Raw genomic sequence first — 17,375 nt, 5'->3', positions numbered from 1 at the left:
GAAGACCTCCCGGTCGAGGGGCGGGATTAGAGGTTGCCCTGCCAGATGAAGCCGAAGGCGATGCCCAGCAGCGCGAGCGCCTCGATGACGGCGAAGCCGATCCAGACGTACGGCAGGGTCATCCGGGACGACTCCGGCTGGCGGGCGGTCGACTGGATGTAGGCGGCGAAGACCAGGCCGACACCGATGCCCGGGCCGATGGCCGCGAGACCGTAGCCGATGGCGGCGGTGCTGCCCTCTACCGCGGCGTAGATGTCCATTAGTGGGTTCCTCCTGGTTATCACGCGTGACGGTCACGCGGGACGACAACTGTTGGTGCGAGGTGGATCAGTGCTCGTCGGCGAGCGCGCCCTGCACGTAGCTGGCGGTCAGCACGGTGAAGACGTAGGCCTGCAGGACGATCACCAGGAACTCGAGGAAGGTGAGCGCGACGGTCATCGCCCAGGACAGCACCGAGACCGGTGCGAGCCAGGCGTTGGCGTTGAGCATCGCGAAGCCGCCGAGCGTGAAGACCAGCAGGAGCATGTGGCCGGCGAACATGTTCGCGAAGAGACGCACGGCCAGCGAGAACGGCCGGACGAGGAAGGTCGAGAAGAACTCGATCGGGATCAGCAGCGGCAGGATGTACCAGGGCGCCGGCGGGATGAGCGAGTTCTTGATGAACTTCCCGGCGCCGTGGTGCTTGATGCCCGCGTAGATGAAGAGCACGTAGCTGATCACGGCGAGGAAGGCCGGGAAGGCGATGTGCGAGTTCGGCGAGATCTGGAACAGCGGCACGATCGCGAAGAGGTTGGTCAGCAGGATGAAGCAGAACAGCGTGGTGAAGTACGGCGCGAACCGCACACCCGCGTGCCCGATCATGTCGACCGCGATGTTGTTGCGCACGAAGCCGTAGATCGACTCGGCGATCCACTGCTTCTTGGTCGGCACCAGCTGCGGCTTACGGTAGCTGGCCAGGAAGAAGATGATCAGGACGCCGACGGCGATCCAGACCATGGCCGTGATCTTGGTGAACCAGTAGGAGTCGTGCGCACCCCAGGGCAGGATGCTGGGCAGGTAGAAGTCCTCCACGCTGGGTGGGAATGCCGCCTGGCCCGCTGCCAGGACGTTCGCCTGTCCGAACACCGCGTCCCTTCCTAAGTAGGCGTGCCGAGTCGACGGACGACCAGGATGATCCCCCCGGCCATGCCGAGCACGACGCCGATCCCGGTGGCGATGCCGCCGGTGTCTAGCCACTGGTCGACCAGCCAGCCGATGAAGCCCCACACGAGCATGCCCGCGATCAGGTATGTGAGCGCGGTCCAACCCTGGCCGGCTCCGGTCGGAACGTCGTCCGGGCCGCCGCTGGGTCGGGGGGGTTGGTCACCAGCCATGACGGGGCGAACGATATCAGCCGGGAATACGAGGCTGTGCCTCGCCCCCCGCACAACCGTCGTTGTGTGGGCCGGTGGCGGGCAGCGTCGTCTGTGGGCACGCTACTCCCCTTCCGCCAGCGTGGAAATGACCGGTGCCCGACACATTTCCGCGCCGCCCGAGCCGTGGGACACCCACCGCCTCCGCCACCACGGCGGGCTCAGCGGGAACGGCGGGCGTGCACGGTGGTGAGCCACCAGATGTGCACGCCGGTCCAGACCACCACCCCGGCGGCGATGCCCAGGCAGAGCGGGATCAGCCCGGGCCAACCGGTCGACGCCACGGCCACCATCACGACGCCCAGCAGGGTCATCTTGGCCGCGTACAGGCCGAGGCCGAACGGGAGCACGAGCTGCGGATTCACCGAGTCGGCCCAGGCCAGCACCACCGTGCTCAGGGTGTAGCTGAGCGCCGTGACGCCCACCCCGGCCGCCGCGCCCAGCGCCGCGTCCACGCCGCCGGCCAGCGCCCCCACCAGCGCGGCCACCGCGATCAGCAGGCCGCTGGCGGCCAGCAGGACCGGCAGGTGCCGCAGCCGCCAGCGCCGGTCGGCCGCCGCGGTCGCCGCCGGCTCGCGCACCCCGGGCTCAGCCACGGGGGTACGCCGGGAAGTCGGCGACCAGCGCGGTCACCTCGGACGCGATCCGGGTCAGTTCGTCGGCGCCCCCCGGGGCGGCGGGATCGGTGCGCACCGCGCGGGCGATCAGCCCGGCGATCCGGCGCATCTCCCCCTCCCGCATCCCCTGGGTGGTCACGCTCGGGGTGCCGACGCGGATACCCGACGCCACCATCGGCTTCTGCGGGTCGTACGGGACGGCGTTCTTGTTCAGCGTGATGCCGGCCGCGTCGCAGCGGGCCTCGGCGTCCGCGCCGGTCACCCCGGCCTCGCGCAGGTCGATCAGGGCGAGGTGGGTGTCGGTGCCCCCGGAGACCGGGCGCATGCCCTCGGCGGCCAGCCCGGCGGCGAGCGCCTGCGCGTTGCTCACCACCTGCGCCGCGTACGCCTGGAACTCGGGCTGGGCGGCCTCGCGCAGCGCGACGGCCTTGGCGGCGACGGCGTGCATCAGCGGCCCGCCCTGGGTGAACGGGAAGACCGCCTTGTCGATCCGCTGGGCCAGCGGCTCCCGGCAGAGGATCATGCCGCCGCGCGGCCCGCGCAGCACCTTGTGCGTGGTGAAGCAGACGACGTCGGCGTGCGGCACCGGCGACGGTACGGCCTTCCCCGCGACCAGCCCGACGAAGTGCGCCGCGTCCACCATCAGGTACGCCCCGACCTCGTCGGCGATCTCGCGGAACCGCGCGAAGTCGATCAGCCGGGGATAGGCGGTCGCGCCGCAGATGATCATCTTGGGGCGATGCGCGAGGGCCAGGTCGCGCACCTCGTCGTAGTCGATCAGCTCGGTGTCCCGGCGGACGGTGTAGCCGACGGTGTGGAACCACTTGCCGGAGAAGTTCACCCGGCTGCCGTGGGTGAGGTGGCCGCCGTGCGGCAGGTCCATCGCGAGCACCGTGTCGCCCGGCTGCACCAGCGCGGCGTACGCGGCCAGATTGGCGCTCGCCCCGGAGTGCGGCTGAAGGTTGGCGTGCTCGGCGCCGAACAGCTCCTTCGCCCGGGCGATGCCGATCTCCTCGGCCCGGTCTACCTCGGCGCAGCCGCCGTAGTAGCGCCGGCCCGGGTAGCCCTCGGCGTACTTGTTGGTCAGCGTCGAGCCGAGCGCCGCCAGCACCGCCGGCGAGGTGAGGTTCTCGCTGGCGATCAACTGGAGGCCGCCCCGGATCCGGTCCAGCTCGCCCAGCACCACCTCGGCGATCTCCGGGTCCGTCGCGCGGAGCTGGTCGAAGTCCGGCCCCCAGAAGGTGCCCGTCTCAGTAGCCACAGCGCCAGAGTCTATTGGGCCGCACACTGGAAGCCGTGAGATGCCTGGTCACCGGAGCCACGGGTTACATCGGCGGGCGGCTCGCGCCCCGGCTGCTGGCCGAGGGGCACGTGGTGCGCTGCCTCGCCCGCAAGGCCGGCCGGCTGCGGGACGTGCCGTGGGCGGCGCGCGCCGAGATCGCCGAGGGCGACCTGCGCAGGCCGGAGACCCTGGCGGCCGCGTTCGAGGGCGTGGACGTCGCGTACTACCTGGTGCACTCGCTCGGGCAGGCCGGCTTCGAGGCCGCCGACCGGGAGGCGGCGGCCAACTTCGCCGCCGCGGCCCGCGCCGCCGGCGTACGCCGGATCGTCTACCTCGGCGGGCCGGAGCCGGCGGCGGGCCGTCAGGTCCCGTCGGCGCACCTGCGCTCCCGGGCCGAGGTGGGACGCATCCTGCTCGACAGCGGGGTACCGACGGCGGTGCTGCGGGCGGCGGTGATCATCGGGTCCGGCTCGGCCTCGTTCGAGATGCTGCGCCATCTCACCGAGCGGCTGCCGGGCATGGTCACCCCACGCTGGGTCCGCAACCGGATCCAGCCGATCGCCGTCCGGGACGTGCTGCGCTACCTGGTCGGCTGCGCGAGCCTGCCGCCGGAGGTCAACCGCGCCTTCGACGTCGCCGGGCCGGACGTCCTCACCTTCCAGGACATGATGCAGCGCTACGCGCGGGTGGCCGGGCTGCGCCGCCGGATCATCGTGCCGGTGCGGCCGCTGACCCCGGCGCTCTCCTCGTACTGGGTCGGGCTGGTCACCCCGGTGCCGAACGCGATCGCCCGGCCGCTGGTGGAGAGCCTGGTCCACGAGGCCGTCGCCCGCGAGCACGACATCGCCGCCCACGTTCCGGACCCGCCCGAGGGGCTGACCGGCTTCGACCAGGCGGTCGCGCTGGCGCTGGCCAAGGTGCGCGACGGCGAGGTGGAGACCCGCTGGTCGACGGCGAGCGTCCCGGACGCGCCCGCCGAGCCGCTGCCCAGCGACCCGGAGTGGTCCGGCGGCACCGCCTACACCGACGTACGGGAGCGGGCCGTCCACGCGCCGCCGGAGGCGCTGTGGCGGGTCGTCGAGGGCGTCGGCGGGGAGCACGGTTGGTACTCGTTCCCGCTGGCCTGGTCCGCCCGGGGCTGGCTGGACCGGCTGATCGGCGGCGTGGGGCTGCGCCGGGGCCGGCGTGACCCGCACCGCCTGCGGGTCGGCGAGGCGCTGGACTTCTGGCGGGTGGAGGAGATCGTCCCGGGCGAGCTGCTGCGGCTGCGCGCCGAGATGCGGCTGCCCGGCCGGGCCTGGCTGGAGATGCGGGTGATCCCGCTGGACGGCGGCCGCAGCCGCTACCACCAGCGGGCGGTGTTCCTGCCCCGCGGCCTGGCCGGGCACGCGTACTGGGGGGCGGTGGCGCCCTTCCACGCGGTGGTCTTCGGCGGGATGGCCCGCAACATCGCCCGGGGCGCCGAGCAGACCCGCTGACCCCTGGCCCTGCCCCCCTCCCGTGGGTCAGTTGCCCGTGCGGGCGCCGGTGACCCGGAAGGCGGTCGCCTCGCTGGGCGGCACGAAGTCCCGGACCGGCTCGTCGCGCAGGGCGAAGGAGAGCGTCTCGCCCACCGCCTCGACCAGTTGCGCCTGCACCCGCTGGCCGACCGCGTCGCGCGGGTCGTCGGGGTTGGTGGCGATCGAGGCGACCACCAGTTGCGGGGTGAAGGCGACCACGGTCTCGGTCGCGTACCCGTCCGAGCTGCCGGTCTTGCCGGCCACCGGCCGGCCGAGTTGCCGGCGCAGCCCCTCGGCGGTGCCGCGGTCGCACTCCCGGTACATCGACTGGTCGCCGACCGGGCAGCGGGCGGCGTCGGCCGCCGCCCGGGCCACGTCCGTGTCGACCACCTGCCGGCAGTCCGGCCGCGCGGCGGCCACCGGCCGGCCCGCCGCGTCGGTCACCGAGACGACGGGCAGCGGCGCGCACCACGTCCCCTCGGCCGCCACCGCCGCGTACGCGCCGGCGAGGTCGAGCGGGGTGGTGGCGGAGACGCCGAGGGTGAACGGCCCCCACTCGCGCGCCCCGTGGCGGGCCAGCCGCGCGTCGTCCCCGGCCCGGAACACGATCCCGAGCCGCTCGGCCATCTCCACCACGCGGTCCGCGCCGACCCGCTCGGCCAGCCAGGCGAAGTAGGTGTTGACCGAGCTGCCGAACGCCGTCCACATGGTGTGTTCGCCGTCCATGTCGCTGTTGGCGTTCTGGGGGCACCAGTACCCGTCGCAGCTCGCCGCCCCGGTCGACGGGAAGTCGGTCACGATCCGCTCCGGCGCGTCGAACTCCGTGTCCAGCGGCAGCCCGGACTCCAGCGCGGCCAGCATGGTGAACATCTTGAACGTCGAGCCGGCCTGGTAGCCGTCGATCGCCCCGCCCCCGGCGACCAACTGGTTGACCGTGTTCGGGTGGTTCTTCTGCCCGGCCGGGTTGTCGGCCACGCTGTAGTTCCGGTTCACCGCCATGGCGAGCACCCGACCCGTGCCGGGCTGGACCACCGCCGTCGGCGCCGCCCGGCGGTCGTCCAGGGAGTAGATCCGGCGGACCTGCTCGGTGGCGGCGCGCTGCACGGCCGGGTCGAGCGAGGAGACGATGGTGAAGCCGCCCCGGCGCAGCGTGAGCTGCCGCTCGTCGACCGTCGCGCCGAACGCCGGCTGGGCGTTCCACCAGCGGGTGAACCAGTCGCAGAAGAAGCCCCAGTCGGCGTGCTCCTCCGGCACCGCCGTGCAGTCGTTCGGGGTCTGGCTGGGGCGCAGGTGCAGCTGCTCGGCCCGGGCCTGGTCCGCCGCCGCGGCCGGGACCTGCCCCGACTCGACCAGCCGGTCCAGCACGTGCGCCCGGCGGGCGAGCGCCGCGTCCGCGTCGCCGTTGATCGGGTCGTCGGTGTGCGGGGAGCGGACCAGCCCGGCCAGCAGCGCGGCCTCGGCCAGGGTGAGATCCGCCGGCGCCTTGGAGAAGTAGCGCTTGCTCGCGGCGGCCACCCCGTACGCCCCGGCCCCGAAGTAGGCGATGTTGAGGTAGCGGGCGAGGATCTCGTCCTTGGTCAGCTCCCGCTCCAGGGCCAGCGCGTACCGCATCTCCTGGATCTTGCGGGCGGTGCTGAGTTCGGTGGCGGCGGCGCGCTGCCGCTCGCTGAGCCGGGGGTCGTTGCTGAGCACGTTGCGGACGTACTGCATCGTCAGCGTGGACGCGCCCTGCCGGGTCTCCCCGCTGCCCTGGTTGACCGTGAAGGCCCGCACGACGCCGCGCAGGTCGACCCCGCTGTGCTCGTGGAACCGGACGTCCTCGGCGGCGACGATCGCCTGCCGCATCACCGGCGCGACCTCAGCCAGCGGCACGTCCACCCGGTCCTCCTGGTAGAAGGAGGTGATCAGGGTGGTGCCGTCGTCGGCGTAGAGGTTGGAGCGCTGGGCCGTCGGCGGCGTGCGCAGCGTGTTGGGCAACTCCGAGTACGGCGCGGCGAGCGCCGAGAACCCGATGCCGAACACCAGCGCGGTCGGCAGGGCCGCCGCCGCGAGCGCCAGGCCGGCGAGCACGCCGGCGAGCAGCACGGTGAACAGTCTTTCGAGGTGTGCCCGGGTCATCAGCTCTCCCCGCAGGAGCCGGTCAGGACCCACCCAGAATGACCTGAAAGCCCCTCTCCACCGCCCCTTTCCCCCAAACCCGCAGGAAACTCACGCGCGAGGGTAACTCCGGCGGATTACGGCACAAGCCCGGCGGCGCGGGTGGGCGGCCACGGCGGGCGGCTGCCCGGGGCGAGGCGGGGCGGTTACGGCAGGAGCGCGGTGGCGAGGGGGTGGACGGTCTCCTCGATCTCGTCGGCCACCCGGCTGAAGCACTGGTCGCCGCGCCCCCACGGGTCGTCGAGATCGTCGGTGGGCAGGGCGGTGGTGCCCTCCCGGGCGGCGTGGGCGGCCGCCACCAGCGCCACGCCGCGCGCGTACACCCCCTCCGGGGTGGCCTCGGCCGGGGGCAGCCCGGCCGCGTCCACCGCGGCGAGCAGCCGGCCGAACTCGCCCAGCACGAAGGTGCGCGCCGCGGCGTCGGGGCGCAGCGCCACCACGTACTCCTGCTGGTCCGCGGTGGCGGTGAGCACGAGGTCGGCGGCGTCGATGTGGTCCGAGCGGAGCTTGCGGGCGGCGAAGCCGTCGGTGCTGCCGCCCCGGGTGGTGACCTGGCGGGCGGCCGGCGGGTTCATCTCCTCACCGGCGTGCCAGCCGCCGGTGCCCGCGCTGTGGCTGTGCACCAGCTCGTCGGCGCGGCCCGGGTCGGCCTCCCGCCGGGCCAGCCGCTCCCGGACGGCGAGGGCCAGCAGCCGCTCGGCCATCGGGGACCGGCAGATGTTGCCCATGCAGACGTGCAACACGGTGAACGGCGGCACTCAGACCCCCTGGCCGACGAGGATGTCCGGCACCACGTCGCGCAGCTTCTCCAGCGGGACGGCGCCCTGGCGGAGGACCTGCGGCACCTCGCCGGTGAGGTCGACGATGGTGCTCGGCACCGGGTCCGGGCAGGGCCCGGCCTCCAGGTACGCCCGCACCGAGTAGGCGAGCTGGTCGCGGGCCTGTTCGGCGGTGAGCGCGGCCGGCTGGCCGGTCTTGTTGGCCGAGGCGACCGCCATCGGGCCGGTCTCGCGCAGCACCTCCAGCGCCACCGGGTGCAGCGGCATCCGCACCGCCACCGTCCCGGACGTGTCGCCGAGGTCCCAGCGCAGGCTCGGCGAGTGCTCGACGACGATGGTCAGCGCGCCGGGCCAGAACGCCTCCACCAGGTCCCGCGCGGCCTGGGGCAGCGAGTAGACCAGGCCGTCGAGGGTGTGCCGGGAGCCGATCAGCACCGGCGGCGGCACGTGCCGGCCGCCCTTGGCGTCCAGCAGGGCCTTGACCGCGTACGGGGTGAACGCGTCCGCGCCGATCCCGTAGACCGTGTCCGTCGGCAGGACGACGAGTTCGCCGTTCTTGACCGCCTCGATGGCCGCAGCGATGCCGCGGTCCCGGTCGGCGGGCGACCGGCAGTCGTAGAGCATCACGAGGAGTCAGTCTGCCACGCCTCGTGGGCGGCGGCGTGCGGGCCGTCCGCCCGGCGGGAGGCGGTGGCGAAGCGGGGCCGCCCGGCCAGGTCCGGGTGGTCGGCCACCGCCTCGAACCGGCCGTCCGCCGCCAGCAGGTCGGGCACCGCCGTGCCGTGCGTGTCGTCGTGCTCGACGCCGAGCGCCCCGCCGGGGCGCAGCAGGGCCGCCGCCCGGGCGACCACCGGGCGGATCACCGCCAGGCCGTCCGCCCCGCCGAAGACCGCGCTGGCCGGATCGTGCCGGCCCACCTCCGGCGGCACCGGCACGTCGGAGGGCACGTACGGCGGGTTGCAGAGCAGCACGTCGACCCGGCCGACGAGGTCGGCCAGCAGGTCCGGGGCGGTGACGTCCGCCGCCACCACCTCGATCGGCCGGTCCCCCGCCGCCGCCCGGGTCGCCGCGTTCCGCCGCAGCCAGGGCAGCGCGTCGGCCGAACGTTCCACCGCCACCACCCGGGCGGTCGGCAGTTCCTGGGCGACCGACAGGGCGATCGCGCCGGAGCCGCTGCACAGGTCCACCACCACCGGGGCGGCCAGGCGCCCGGCCCGCGCGATCCCCCAGCCGGCGAGCAGCTCGGTCTCGGGCCGGGGCACGAAGACACCCGGCCCGACGGCCAGCTCCAGGTGCCGGAAGCCGGCGACGCCGGTGAGGTGCTGCAACGGCTCCCGGTCGGCCCGCCGGGCGACCAGCCCGTCGAACCGGTCGAGCTGGTCGGCGGTGAGGTCGTCGGCCAGCGCGAGCCGCCCCCGGGGCACCCCCAGCACGTACGCGGCCAACTGCTCCGCCTCGGCGCGGGCCGCCTCGACGCCGGCCTCGGCCAGCGCGCGGGCCGCCCGGGACACCGCCACGGAAGGGCGTTGTCGTCTCGTCCCTTCGGACGGCTGTTGCGGCGCGGTCGTCACGAGATAATCATGAGGCGTCGCCCCGGACATCACGAGCGGATGCGTCCGGACGCACACCGACAGGAGGTCGCGGGTGGGTTGGCTCGACCGGGTCACCGACCAGGTTGACGCCCTCACGCGGTCGCGGGCGTTGCAGGAGTCCAGCCGTTCCGCCGAGGCGTACGCGATCCTCGACCGCGTCATCGGCACCACCACCGACCCGTACGCGCGGGCCGACGCCCTGGTGCAGCGCCTCTCGGCGGTGATCAACCTGGGCCGGACGGCCGAGTACACACGGGCGGTCGAGGAGGCCTCCAGCGCGGTCCGCGACCTCGCCGAGCCCTACCTGCACGGGCACCTCAACGCGCTCGCCGCGCTCGCCGCGCACCACCAGGGCGCGCTGGACCGCTGCGTCACGCACCTGGTGAAGGCCGCCCGGGCGCTGGGCGCGGTGCCGGATCCCGACCGGGACACCGCGTGGGGCTGGCACGACCTCGCCATGGCCTACTCCTACCTCAGCTTCCACGGCTACGCCCTAGGCGCCATCGAGCGGGCCCGGCAACTCGGGACGGCCGCCGGGATCCCGGAGGAGACGTTCGCCGCCCCCGGCATCCGGCTGCGCAACGCGGTGGCGCTGGACCACAACGGCGACAGCGACGGCTGCCTGCGGGTGCTGCGGGACGTCGCCGCCGACCTGGACCGGTTCCTGCGCAGCGGCCGGGCCGGGAGGCTGCGCCCGAGCAGCCTGGCCGCGTACGGCTACGCCGCCGCCCGGCGGGGGGCCCTGGGCGACCGGCTGGAGGTCGGCACGGACGCCGCCCCGGCGCGCCTGCTCGGCCACGGCGGGGACAGCGCCCGGGCCCGGGACATGCGCCAGCTCGGTCAGGTCTGCCTCGCCGTCGCCGAGGGCCGGCCGATCGAGGCGGTCACCCGGCTGGACACCGTCCAGGTCTCCAGCGAGACGCTGGGCGCGGCCGAGCCGGCGCGGCTGCGCAGCATCGCCCTGGCCCGCTCCGGCGACCACGCGGCGGCCCACCGGGCCGACCGGCTGGCGTTCCGGCTGGCCGCGCAGCGCAACGACCGGCTCCGGGACGTCTACATCGACGGCATCGCCGCCCGCATCGACCACGAGGAGATGCGCCGCGAGGCGGCCCGCTTCGAGGGCGAGGCGCTGACCGACCCGCTGACCGGGCTGCCCAACCGGCGCCGGCTGGAGCGCTACATCGCCACGGTGGTCGCCGGCGGCGACCGGGTGGTGATCGGCGTCTGCGACCTGGACGGCTTCAAGGCGGTCAACACCCGGCACGGGCACCACTCCGGCGACCTGGTGCTCCAGCGCGTCGCCGGGGTGATCAACCGGGTGATGCGCCGGGGCGACTTCGTCGCCCGCTACGGGGGCGACGAGTTCGTGGTGGTGCTCCCCCACGCCGGGATGGCCGAGGCGGCCGAGGTGGGCCGCCGGATCGACGCCGCGGTGCGGGCGGAGGACTGGGAGTCGCTGGTGCCCGGCACGCCGGTCGGGGTCAGCGTCGGCTTCGCGGAGGTGGGCGCCACCGGCCCCGGCCTGCGCGACGCCCTCAGCGCCGCCTTCGAGGCGGCCGACCGCGAGATGCTCCGCGCGAAGACCCGCCCCCGCGCCTCCTGACCCCGCCGTCTCCTCGGCCCGGCGGGTCAGCGGCGGGTCAGCTCTGTGTCGCCGGCCAGGCGGGCGGCGCGGTCGGCCTCCGCCAGGGCGTCGAGGACGCCGTCCAGGTCCCCGGCGAGGGACAGGTCCAGGTTGTACGCGGTGTAGCCGATCCGGTGGTCGGTGATCCGGTTCTGCGGGAAGTTGTAGGTGCGGATCCGCTCCGAGCGGTCCACGGTGCGCACCTGCGCCTTGCGGGCGTCCGAGGCGGCCGCGTCGGCCTGCTCCTGGGCCGCCGCCAGCAGCCGGGCGCGCAGGATCCGCATCGCCTGCTCCCGGTTCTGCAACTGGGACTTCTCGTTCTGGCAGGAGACCACGATGCCGGTCGGGACGTGGGTGATCCGCACCGCCGAGTCGGTGGTGTTCACCGACTGGCCGCCCGGACCCGACGAGCGGAACACGTCGATCCGCAGGTCGTTCGGGTCGATGGTGACGTCGACGTCCTCGGCCTCGGGCAGCACCAGCACGCCGGCGGCGCTGGTGTGGATCCGGCCCTGCGACTCGGTGACCGGGACGCGCTGCACCCGGTGCACGCCGCCCTCCCACTTGAGCCGGGACCAGACGCCGTTGCCGCCCTCGGGCACGCCCTTGGTCTTGATCGCCAGCGAGACGTCCTTCACCCCGCCGAGGTCCGAGTCCTGGGCGTCGATCACCTCGGTGAGCCAGCCGCGCCGCTCGGCGTACCGGGTGTACATCCGCAGCAGGTCGCCGGCGAAGAGCGCGGACTCCTCGCCGCCCTCGCCGGCCTTGATCTCGACGATCACGTCCTTGGCGTCGTGCGGGTCGCGCGGGATCAGCAGCTCGGCCAGCCGCTCCTCGAGCGCCGGCAGGCTCGCCGCGATCGACTCCGCCTCGGCGGCGAAGGACGGGTCCTCGGCGGCCAGTTCCCGGGCGGCGGCGAGGTCGGCGCGGGCCTGCTCCAACTCCCCGGCCGCCTTGTGCAGCGGGACCAGCTCGGCGTACCGACGGCCGACCCGGCGGGCGGTGCCCTGGTCGGCGTGGATGGCCGGGTCCGCCAGCCGCTTCTCCAGCTCGGCGTACTCGTCGAGGAGGGCGGCCAGGCGCTCACTGCTCATGCGGGGGAAGCTCCTTCGACGACGGCGGGACGGGAGGCGGAACCGGGGCGGATACGGACGACGCCCGCGACCGGCACGAAACCGGGCGCGGGCGCCGAACGAGGAGTTACTTGGCCTTCTTGGCCTGAACCTTGGCGTACTTCTGCTGGAACTTCGCGACCCGCCCGGCGGTGTCCAGGACGCGCTGCTTGCCCGTGTAGAACGGGTGGCAGGCGCTGCAGGTCTCGACGTGGATCGAGCCGCCCTTGGCGGTGCTGCGGGTGCTGAAGGTGTTGCCGCAGGAGCAGGTGACCTCGGTGGTCACGTACTCCGGGTGGATGTTGGGCTTCATGTCGCCTCGGTCCTTTCGTGGATGGTCGCCGGGTCGCCGTCGGTGTCCGTCGCCTCGTGCGCGACGGGCTCGGGCGTGAACCGGAACCGGTGGCCGATTGACCAGTGTGCCATGGGCCGGCGCCGGCCCGGCAATCGGGCCGCACGGCTGCTCCGGCATCGACAACGCGCGCCTCCTCTCCCGCATTCCCGCCGCCTGGCCGGGCATTCACCCCGGCACGGCCGCCCGCCGGTCGTGCCCCGCCCGGGGCACGGCGGCGACGCGCCGCCGGCCACCGAGACGTACGACACGGAGGAGCCATGGCCCGCCTGATCGCCACCCGGGGACTCCCCGCCTCCGGCAAGACCACGTTCGCCCGGACGCTGCAACCGTCCGTGGTCCGGGTCAACCGGGACGACCTGCGCCGGATGCTGCACGGCGAGCGGCTGTTCACCCAGTGGGCGGAGTGGCAGGTGACCGTCGTGCAGCGGGCGCAGGTCGAGGCGCTGCTGCGGGCCCGGGCGGACGTCTGCGTCGACGACACCAACCTGCGGTCGCGGACCCTGCGGGACTGGGCCGACCTGGCCGCCCGGCACGGTGCCGAGTTCGAGGTGCACGACTTCACCGACGTGCCGCTGGCGGAGTGCCTGCGCCGCGACGCCGCCCGCCCGGAGGCCGACCGGGTCGGCGAGGCGTGGATCCGCCGGCTGCACGAGCGCTACCTGGAGGGGCGCGCGTTGCCGCTGCCGGTGCCGCAGGCCCGGACGGGGCGGCCGGCCACGGTGCACGCCCCGTCGACCGATCCGCCGGAGATCGTGCTGGTCGACATCGACGGGACGGTCGCGCTGAACGTCTCGCGCAGCCCGTACGACATGACCCGGGTCGACGAGGACGAGCCGAACCCGGCGGTGATCGCGGCGGTCCGGGCGATGCACGCGGCCGGGTACGGGGTGGTCTTCTGCTCGGGCCGCGACGCCACCGCCCGGCCCGCCACGGAGGCGTGGCTGGCCCGGCACGTCCGGGTGCCCTACCTCGACCTGCACCTGCGCGCCGTCGGCGACAACCGCAAGGACTCGGTGGTCAAGCAGGAGATCTACGAGCACGAGGTCAGGGACCGCTACCGGGTGGTCGGCGTCTTCGACGACCGCCAGCAGGTCGTACGGATGTGGCGCGCCCTCGGCCTCACCGTCTTCCAGGTCGCCGAGGGCGACTTCTGAGATCGGGGAGCCCTGTCGACACCCGAGGCCCGCACCGGGATCGGTGCGGGCCTCGGGCGGTGCCAGCAGGGGGCCTTCCTGTGCGCGGGGCGTCAGGAAGGCGCCCTCCTCACCCTCAGGCGGCGGGGGCCTGGGCGGCGGCGGTCAGGGCGACGGTCGCCTCGGCCCGGACGCCGTTGACCTCCACCGCCAGCGTGACCTGCGCGCTGGGGCGCAGGGCGGTGAGCGTGCCGGTGGCCGGGTCGAAGCGGGCCACGTGCCAGGGCTTCAGCCCGGCGGCCGAGCCGACGTGCAGGTTCGGCGAGGCGGACCAGTCCGCGCTCACCGGCGCCGCCACCGGCACCGTACGCCCGCCCGGCTGGGTCACCGTGGCGGTGACCGTCGCCGGGGCGTCGACGGCGACGCTGGCCGGGGCGGCCAACGCGAGCCCGTCGACGTGCGCGTGGAACTCGGCGGCGACCCAGCGCGGGCCCTCCACGAGCGGGTTCCGCCGGGCCCGGTCGGCCTCGGCGGGGCTCACCGGGTCCACCCCGAACTCGGTCCACCCGGTGAATCCGCCCTGGTCGGCCGGGGTGGACGGGTTCTTGCCCGAGTTGCCGTTGATCAGGTACGGCACCCCGTCGACCCGGTCGGCGTGGAACGTGCCGACGTGCCCGCCGACGAAGACCGCCCCCTTGCCGGTGCGGTGCTGGAAGTCGGCCAGCCACTGCTCCAGCAGCGCGGCCTCCTTCCGATCGCCGAGCTGGCTGGCCTTGGCCGGGCTCGGGTCGCGCGGCGGGTGGTGGTGCAGCACCGCCACCGAGCCGACGGCGGGGTCGCCGGCCGCCGAGTCGAGCGCCTCGCGCAGCATCCGCACCTGGTCGAAGCCGCCGCCGCGCAGCGAGCCGGTCGACGAGTTCAGCGTGACGAACCGGGTGCCCTTGTGGTCGAAGACCCGCTCGGTGTCACCGAACGCGGCCCGGAAGTTGGCGATCGGGGCGCCCATGATCTCGTGGTTGCCGGGCACGTAGTAGTACGGCAGTTCCCCGCCGAGCTCCTCGTCCAGCACCCGCTTCGCCAGCGCGAAGTCGGCCGGGTACGCGGTGTCCACGAAGTCGCCGTTGATCACGAGGAAGTCCGGCTTCGCGGCCTTGACCTCGCGGAGCGTACGGCGGGCCTGGGCGACCAGGTCGCTGTCCGGGTCCGCCGCGACGAACTGCGCGTCGGACATGACCGCGAAGCGCCAGGGCGCGCCGTCGACCGTGCCGTCGCGGAGCACCACCCGGTCGGTGCGCGGCGCCTCGGCCGGGGCGTCGACCGTCGGCGGCACCTTCGCCACCAGGTCGTCGATGACCACCTCGCTGCGGTACTGGGCGGCGGCGTTGGTCTCGGCCACGTAGAACCGGCGGATCCGCACCGGGTACTCCACGCCGGCGGGCACGGCGAACTCGACGTACTTCCAGCCCTTCCAGGTGATCAGTGGCCCGCGCAGGACGTGCTGGGTGTTCTGCGCGTCGTGCAGGTGCAGGCTGGGCCACTCCCCGGTGCCGTTGCCGTGGATCCACATGCCGAACGCCTGCGGCTGGCCGGCCACGTCGATCCAGGCCGGCGGGTCGGCGTACGCGGCCCGGGTGCCGGTGGACTGGCTGAAGTCGTACGTCATCTTCAGGCCGGTGCCGGTGCGCCCCGGCGCCGGGGCGACGGCCCCGCTGGCCCGGGCCTGGCTGAACTTCCAGGCCGCCGCGTCGTCGAACGTGGCCACCGGGACGTCGGTGAGCCCGACGGTGACGGGCAGCACGGTGCTGCTGCCGCCCACGCGCACGGTGACCAGCGCCGAGCCGGTGTCCCGCAGCGCGGTGACGGCGAGGTTGCCGTCGGCGGTCGGGGTGATCTTGAGAAGGTCCCGGTCGTAGTCGAGCTTCAGGTCGGCGGGCTCGATCGGGGCGGTGTTGCCCTCGGCGTCGTAGCCGACCACGCCGAACAGCGCGCTGCCCTGCGCCCCGTCCAGGCCGACCCGGTCCACGGTGGAGTCGATCCGGGCCAGCGGGCCGAGGACGGTGAGGTCGAGGGTGCCGCGGGCCTCGTCCCGCCAGGCGGTGACGGTGGTACGGCCGGGCCGGCCGGCCCGGAAGGTGCCCTCGCGGTCGACGGTGCCCTGCGCCGCCGGGTTGGCCCGCCACTTCGGCGCGCCGGCCGCCGGGCCGTACGTCTCGTCGTGGCCGGCGGCGGTGAGCCGGCGGGTGAGGCCGGGGAAGACCCGGTCGGGGCGGCCGCCGCGCACCGGCGCGACGCCGGGTGCGCTGGTCGGGTCGCTGGCGGTCTCCAGCCAGTACCCGGTGAGCCGGCCGCTGCCCTGGGGCGCGTAGAGGGCCAGGCCGTTGGGCACCGCGCGCTCCGTGCCGTCGGAGGGGCTGTTCTCCACCTGCACGGCCGCCGCGCCCGGCTCCCGGGCGAGCAGCGTGGACGAGCCGCCGCCGTCGAGGTTGAGCGCGTGGTGGGCGCCGAGCTCGGCCATCATCCGGCCCATCTCGGTCTGGGTGACGCCGCGGCTGTCGACCTGGCGGCCGTCCACGGTCAGCAGGATCATGCGCCGGCCGTCGGCGGAGAAGCCGACCGACGTGCGCGGGGCCAGCGACGCGTCGGCGATGTTCTGCACCACGCCGTCCCGGACCAGCACGTTGCCGCCGCCGACCGCCGCGTGCAGGGTGCTGCCGTCGGCGGGCTTGGGCTGCCAGGCGACCGTCACCGGGTCGCCGGGGCGCAGCCCGGCGAGGGCGTCCGCGCCGGAGTCGCGCCCGAGCAGCACGGTGGTGCCGGCCGGGATCGGCCCGCTGCCGGCCGTCGTGCCGACGGTGGCGACGCGGCCGTCGACCACCGTGACCTCCGTGACGCGGGCGGCGCCGGCGACCGCGCGTTCCCGGGTGTACGACCCCCAGAGCGCGGTGAACACGCCGATCCCGTTCGCCTGGATCATGTTGTTGAACTGGGTCAGCTTCACCGGGCCGGTGGGCAGCGTCGCGGTGCCGTCGAAGTTGACCTCGATGACCCGGCCGAGCCCCTCGGTGGTGATCGCGACGGCGTTGCGGTGCCCGCTGACCGCGGACTGGACCAGTTCGCCGTCGCGGATGCCGACGCCTTGGGCGGCACCCGAGTTGTTGATGTCGAAGAAGTCGCCGTTGACCGCCGCGACCGCGCGGGAGGCGTCCACGGCGCGGCGCAGGGGCTCGGCCCGGCTGACCGCGCCGGAGTTCACGTAGTCGACGGTGACGCCGCCGGTGAGGTCGGCCGTGAGCGCGTCGGCGCGGAGCCAGCCGTCGGCGTCGTACCGGTCGAAGGAGGTGAGTTGGAGGCCCGGGGCGACCGGGCGGGTGGTCTTGGCGGTCTCCAGGCCGCCGGCCGGCTCGATGCCGCCGGAGAGCGTGACGGAGTCGGCGGGGTACGAGGAGGCGCGGGGCGCGTCCTCGGCCGCGGTGGCGGAGGGGTCGGTGGCCGGATCCGGCGCACCGGCGGTCGCCGGCACGGTGCCGGCCATGGTGAGCAGCGGCGTCAACAGCAGGACGCCGGCAAGACGGGCTGATCGTCTGCGGGTACGCATGGGCCACAGTCAACCGGACTGTGAATAGAAGTTTCAATACCTGTCAACCAAACCGAAGGAAAACTCCACCCCTCGGTACCCGGTCCGAAGCAACAACGCGGCCGGCGTTGAAGCGCGCGACGGGCGTGGTGACCGCATGCGACTGTCGTGGGCGGACGGACGGCGGGCGGGCGCACGGCACGGGGCGCCCGGGAACGCGAGAAGGGCACGGCCGCGGT

General features: G+C 74.3%; 15 protein-coding genes. 3 read left to right on the top strand and 12 right to left on the bottom strand.

The features are described from left to right. Positions 1 to 26 precede the first annotated feature (26 nt). The 5 genes from ABZ793_RS20645 to glyA all read right to left on the bottom strand — a co-directional run bounded on the left by ABZ793_RS20645 (position 27) and on the right by glyA (position 3,290). The gene (locus tag ABZ793_RS20645) at positions 27 to 260 is read right to left on the bottom strand and encodes an ATP synthase F0 subunit C (protein ID WP_088975803.1); all 234 of its coding nucleotides are present in this window, start codon (positions 258 to 260) and stop codon (positions 27 to 29) included. Positions 261 to 327: 67 nt separating this feature from the next. Further along, positions 328 to 1,125, bottom strand: a complete 798-nt coding sequence (atpB, locus tag ABZ793_RS20640; protein ID WP_357459542.1) for a F0F1 ATP synthase subunit A — start codon at positions 1,123 to 1,125, stop codon at positions 328 to 330. A gap of 11 nt (positions 1,126 to 1,136) precedes the next feature. After that, positions 1,137 to 1,373: an AtpZ/AtpI family protein gene (locus ABZ793_RS20635; RefSeq protein WP_350703604.1), complete on the bottom strand. Its 237-nt coding sequence runs from the start codon at positions 1,371 to 1,373 to the stop codon at positions 1,137 to 1,139. Positions 1,374 to 1,573: 200 nt separating this feature from the next. Further along, positions 1,574 to 2,008, bottom strand: a complete 435-nt coding sequence (locus ABZ793_RS20630) for a hypothetical protein (protein ID WP_357459539.1) — start codon at positions 2,006 to 2,008, stop codon at positions 1,574 to 1,576. After that, positions 2,001 to 3,290: a serine hydroxymethyltransferase gene (gene glyA / locus ABZ793_RS20625; RefSeq protein WP_357459536.1), complete on the bottom strand. Its 1,290-nt coding sequence runs from the start codon at positions 3,288 to 3,290 to the stop codon at positions 2,001 to 2,003. The genes ABZ793_RS20630 and glyA overlap by 8 nt, the downstream gene beginning before the upstream one ends. Before the next feature lie 35 nt (positions 3,291 to 3,325). Here glyA and ABZ793_RS20620 point away from each other — a divergent pair, with 35 nt between their 5' ends. Then, positions 3,326 to 4,789: an SDR family oxidoreductase gene (locus ABZ793_RS20620; protein ID WP_357459533.1), complete on the top strand. Its 1,464-nt coding sequence runs from the start codon at positions 3,326 to 3,328 to the stop codon at positions 4,787 to 4,789. Positions 4,790 to 4,816: 27 nt separating this feature from the next. On the opposite strand, the gene ABZ793_RS20615 is transcribed toward ABZ793_RS20620, so the two are convergent. From ABZ793_RS20615 to prmC, 4 genes are all read right to left on the bottom strand, one after another. Beyond that, a complete protein-coding gene (locus ABZ793_RS20615; RefSeq protein WP_357459531.1) occupies positions 4,817 to 6,928 on the bottom strand; it encodes a transglycosylase domain-containing protein in 2,112 nt (703 codons plus the stop codon). Positions 6,929 to 7,113: 185 nt separating this feature from the next. Then, complete coding sequence (locus ABZ793_RS20610; RefSeq protein ID WP_350703612.1) at positions 7,114 to 7,725, bottom strand: phosphotyrosine protein phosphatase; 612 nt, start codon at positions 7,723 to 7,725, stop codon at positions 7,114 to 7,116. After that, positions 7,726 to 8,370, bottom strand: coding sequence for an L-threonylcarbamoyladenylate synthase (locus ABZ793_RS20605; protein WP_350704136.1), 645 nt, complete (start codon positions 8,368 to 8,370; stop codon positions 7,726 to 7,728). It lies immediately after the preceding gene. Beyond that, positions 8,370 to 9,317: a peptide chain release factor N(5)-glutamine methyltransferase gene (prmC, locus tag ABZ793_RS20600; RefSeq protein ID WP_357459529.1), complete on the bottom strand. Its 948-nt coding sequence runs from the start codon at positions 9,315 to 9,317 to the stop codon at positions 8,370 to 8,372. The genes ABZ793_RS20605 and prmC overlap by 1 nt, the downstream gene beginning before the upstream one ends. Positions 9,318 to 9,390: 73 nt before the next feature. Here prmC and ABZ793_RS20595 point away from each other — a divergent pair, with 73 nt between their 5' ends. Continuing rightward, positions 9,391 to 10,941: a GGDEF domain-containing protein gene (locus ABZ793_RS20595; RefSeq protein ID WP_357459526.1), complete on the top strand. Its 1,551-nt coding sequence runs from the start codon at positions 9,391 to 9,393 to the stop codon at positions 10,939 to 10,941. A 26-nt stretch (positions 10,942 to 10,967) separates the two neighbouring features. Here the strand turns inward: ABZ793_RS20595 and prfA are convergent, their stop codons facing one another. Together prfA and rpmE are read right to left on the bottom strand one after the other, a co-directional pair. Next, positions 10,968 to 12,056: a peptide chain release factor 1 gene (gene prfA / locus ABZ793_RS20590; protein ID WP_357459524.1), complete on the bottom strand. Its 1,089-nt coding sequence runs from the start codon at positions 12,054 to 12,056 to the stop codon at positions 10,968 to 10,970. A 106-nt stretch (positions 12,057 to 12,162) separates the two neighbouring features. Next, complete coding sequence (rpmE, locus tag ABZ793_RS20585; protein ID WP_350686436.1) at positions 12,163 to 12,387, bottom strand: 50S ribosomal protein L31; 225 nt, start codon at positions 12,385 to 12,387, stop codon at positions 12,163 to 12,165. A gap of 299 nt (positions 12,388 to 12,686) precedes the next feature. On the opposite strand from rpmE, the gene ABZ793_RS20580 reads away from it, so the two are divergent. Next, positions 12,687 to 13,583, top strand: coding sequence for an AAA family ATPase (locus ABZ793_RS20580; RefSeq protein WP_357459520.1), 897 nt, complete (start codon positions 12,687 to 12,689; stop codon positions 13,581 to 13,583). Between the two features lie 115 nt (positions 13,584 to 13,698). On the opposite strand, the gene ABZ793_RS20575 is transcribed toward ABZ793_RS20580, so the two are convergent. Then, entirely contained in the window at positions 13,699 to 17,157 is a 3,459-nt protein-coding gene (locus ABZ793_RS20575) for a phosphodiester glycosidase family protein (RefSeq protein WP_357459518.1), read from the bottom strand. Positions 17,158 to 17,375 lie beyond the last annotated feature (218 nt).

The organism is Micromonospora sp. NPDC047465 (assembly GCF_040643125.1).
Classification (GTDB): domain Bacteria; phylum Actinomycetota; class Actinomycetes; order Mycobacteriales; family Micromonosporaceae; genus Micromonospora.
This window is presented reverse-complemented; position numbering and strand designations above follow the sequence as displayed.

What these genes read in the sequence shown, in the direction of transcription:
- prfA (WP_357459524.1), bottom strand. Translation starts at nt 12,056, where the DNA reads ATGAGCAGTGAGCGCCTGGCCGCCCTCCTCGACGAGTACGCCGAGCTG.
- ABZ793_RS20635 (WP_350703604.1), bottom strand. Translation starts at nt 1,373, where the DNA reads ATGGCTGGTGACCAACCCCCCCGACCCAGCGGCGGCCCGGACGACGTT.
- ABZ793_RS20605 (WP_350704136.1), bottom strand. Translation starts at nt 8,370, where the DNA reads ATGCTCTACGACTGCCGGTCGCCCGCCGACCGGGACCGCGGCATCGCT.
- ABZ793_RS20575 (WP_357459518.1), bottom strand. Translation starts at nt 17,157, where the DNA reads ATGCGTACCCGCAGACGATCAGCCCGTCTTGCCGGCGTCCTGCTGTTG.
- rpmE (WP_350686436.1), bottom strand. Translation starts at nt 12,387, where the DNA reads ATGAAGCCCAACATCCACCCGGAGTACGTGACCACCGAGGTCACCTGC.
- ABZ793_RS20615 (WP_357459531.1), bottom strand. Translation starts at nt 6,928, where the DNA reads ATGACCCGGGCACACCTCGAAAGACTGTTCACCGTGCTGCTCGCCGGC.
- ABZ793_RS20580 (WP_357459520.1), top strand. Translation starts at nt 12,687, where the DNA reads ATGGCCCGCCTGATCGCCACCCGGGGACTCCCCGCCTCCGGCAAGACC.
- ABZ793_RS20645 (WP_088975803.1), bottom strand. Translation starts at nt 260, where the DNA reads ATGGACATCTACGCCGCGGTAGAGGGCAGCACCGCCGCCATCGGCTAC.